The sequence below is a fragment of the Aurantimonas sp. A2-1-M11 genome, from assembly GCF_036549475.1.
In the GTDB taxonomy this organism is placed as follows: domain Bacteria; phylum Pseudomonadota; class Alphaproteobacteria; order Rhizobiales; family Rhizobiaceae; genus Aurantimonas.
The window spans coordinates 1-2,665 of record NZ_JAZHLI010000161.1; the positions used below are offsets into that span (position 1 = coordinate 1).

The 2,665-nt window shown below is 63.8% G+C and carries 1 protein-coding gene and 2 pseudogenes; 2 read left to right on the forward strand and 1 reads right to left on the reverse strand.

Translation table 11 applies throughout. The features are described 5' to 3' along the window. Positions 1-81: 81 nt before the first annotated feature. Complete coding sequence (locus VQ042_RS25185) at positions 82-732, reverse strand: hypothetical protein (protein WP_331822988.1); 651 nt, start codon at positions 730-732, stop codon at positions 82-84. Between the two features lie 148 nt (positions 733-880). On the opposite strand from VQ042_RS25185, the pseudogene istA reads away from it, so the two are divergent. Next, a pseudogene (gene istA, locus VQ042_RS25190) lies at positions 881-2,193 on the forward strand (IS21 family transposase); the annotation flags it as partial. Between the two features lie 120 nt (positions 2,194-2,313). Continuing rightward, a pseudogene (locus VQ042_RS26265) lies at positions 2,314-2,665 on the forward strand (IS21 family transposase); the annotation flags it as partial.

A 2,665-nucleotide genomic window follows, 5' to 3' on the forward strand; every position in this document is an offset into this window, starting at 1 on the left:
CCACGGCATCCTCCCAACGGCGAAAATCCGCCGGCCAAGCGAAGAATCCATCGCAACCGCAAACGCAAGTGAACAATCAGACTACAAAAATTTCCAAATGCGATTCCCCTGCTCCTCTGCCACCTCTGGCCGGCTGTCCGGTTCTCCGAACTGGTCACTTCCCGCATCCACGCCATGATCGGGGCCGCCGGGATTCACCTTGGTCTCGCGCAGGCCCTCCTCCAGCTCACGGGTCTCGCCCTCCTCGTCTTCCAAGCCGACGCCGTCTTCGAGATCCGCGTCGGCCTGCACGTCCTGCCAGTCCTGCGGGCCTTCGTCGTGTGAAGCCTGTTCGTCTTCCTCGTCGGGGCGATCGTCCATCAGGTTCTGCGGGGCGCTCGGCACCTTCCCGACCGATCCCCGGAAGGGGTTTGCGGTGACCCCATGCTTCTTCGTCGCGTCGAAGGCATTTGCGAAATCGGCCATGGTCAGTCCGTTCGCAAGACGGTCGGCGGCGATGGCGGTCGCCTTGGCAGCCAAACGCATGACGCGCCCCACCAGGCCATCGGTGGCGACGTAGATGCGAATCGCAAACTCCTCATCCTCCATCGCGAACCGTCGGGCAAACGGCATCAGATCGGCGACGTTGAACAGGAAGGTCAGGAAGTCGTGCCTGTCGGCCGGGACATGCCAGATGTATGGACCCATCTCGTACCGCGCGTTGAGATGCGTAATTCGCGCGATCGTGAGCACGGATTTCAGACGATCGTGAGCATGGATTTCGCGGCATCGTGAGCATCGATTTCAGAGGATCGTGAGCAGCTTTCGAGAAGCTGCGGGACGCTACGGCCGACACCTCCACCGGACTTCGGGACGCCTCGTCCAACAAACGAGGCTACCGATGCCAACCGCGAGACTGTCGATGCGCCGGATCAGAGAAGTTCTCCGCCTGAAGCACGCCCAGGGGTTGTCGGAACGAGCGATCGCCCAAACGCTTGGCCTGAGCAATGGCGTCGTCAACGGCTACCTCAAACGCGCTCGTCACGCCGGGCTGGAATGGCCGCTGCCGGAGGCGATAGACGACGATGGGCTCGAGCTTCTGCTGTTCCCGGCACCGCGGCCCTCCTCGCAGAACGACCGGCGCCCGGTTCCCGAATGGGCCTATATCGAGAAGGAGCTGCGCCGCCGCAATGTGACGCGGCTTCTTCTCTGGGAGGAATACCGCGCCGACCAGCCCGACGCCTTCGGCTACACCTGGTTCTGCACGTCATTCGAGGCCTGGAAGGGAAGGATGCGGCCCTCGATGCGCCAGCGCCATGTCGGCGGCGAGAAGGTCTTTGTCGATTTCGCCGGCGACACGATCGACATCTTCGATCCCGTCACCGGCGAGGCGCAGGCCATGAAGCTGTTCGTCGCGACGATGGGTGCCTCGAACTACACCTATGCCATCGCCTGCCCGAGTGAGAGCCTCTGCGACTGGATCAGCGTCCATGTCGGCCTCTTCGCATTTCTCGGCGGCGCACCGAAGTTTGTCGTCTGCGACAACCTGAAGGCCGCCGTCACCAATCCCGACCGCTACGACCCCGGCCTCAATCGCACCTATGCCGAGATGGCACGTCATTACGGCACCACGATCCTGGCGGCGCGCCCGAGAAAGCCCAAGGACAAAGCCAAAGTCGAGGTTGCCGTCCAGATCGCCCAGCGCTGGATCCTGGCGCGGCTGCGTCATCACCGCTTCTTCTCTCTCGACGATCTGAACGTCGCCATCGCCGTCCTCGTCGCCCAGATCAACGCCCGCACGATGCGCAGCTTCCGGGCGAGCCGGGCCGAACTCTTTGCCGAAATCGACCGCGACAAACTCGCCGAGCTGCCGGCGGAGCCGTACGTCTTCGCCCGCTGGAAGCGATGCCGCGTCGCGCCCGACTATCATGTCGAGANCTCGACCGCGACAAGCTCGCCGAGCTGCCGGCGGAGCCGTACGTCTTCGCCCGCTGGAAGCGATGCCGCGTCGCGCCCGACTATCATGTCGAGATCGACGGGCATTGGTATTCCACGCCCTTCCGCCTCATCCGCGAACTCGTGGACGTGCGCATCGCGGAAAGGACGGTCGAGATCTTCCACAAGGGTCACAGGATCGCCAGTCACGCGCTCGCCCCCAACCGACGCGGCCACACGACCATTGCCGATCACATGCCGAGCGCCCATCGTCGCCATGGGCAGTGGACACNGATCGCGGAAAGGACGGTCGAGATCTTCCACAAGGGTCACAGGATCGCCAGTCACGCGCTCGCCCCCAACCGACGCGGCCACACCACCATTGCCGATCACATGCCGAGCGCCCATCGTCGCCATGGGCAGTGGACACCGCAAGGATTGATCGCCGCCGGCGAGAAGGTCGGCCCTGCCACCGGGGCCTTCTTCCAGGCCGTCATCGAAGACAGGCCGCATCCCGACAGGGCTTTCGAACCTGTCTCGGCATTCTGTCGCTGGTCAAAAGCTACGGCAAGGCCCGCGTCGATGCCGCCTGCCAGCGCGGCATTGCCATCAAGGCCCGCTCCGTCGCTTCGATCCGATCGATCCTCAAAAACGGTCTCGATCGCGCCTTCCTCGAAGCCGACCTCGATCCCCAGAGCCATCACCAGCCGCTCCACCACGTCAACATCCGCGGCCAGGGCTACTTCCAGTG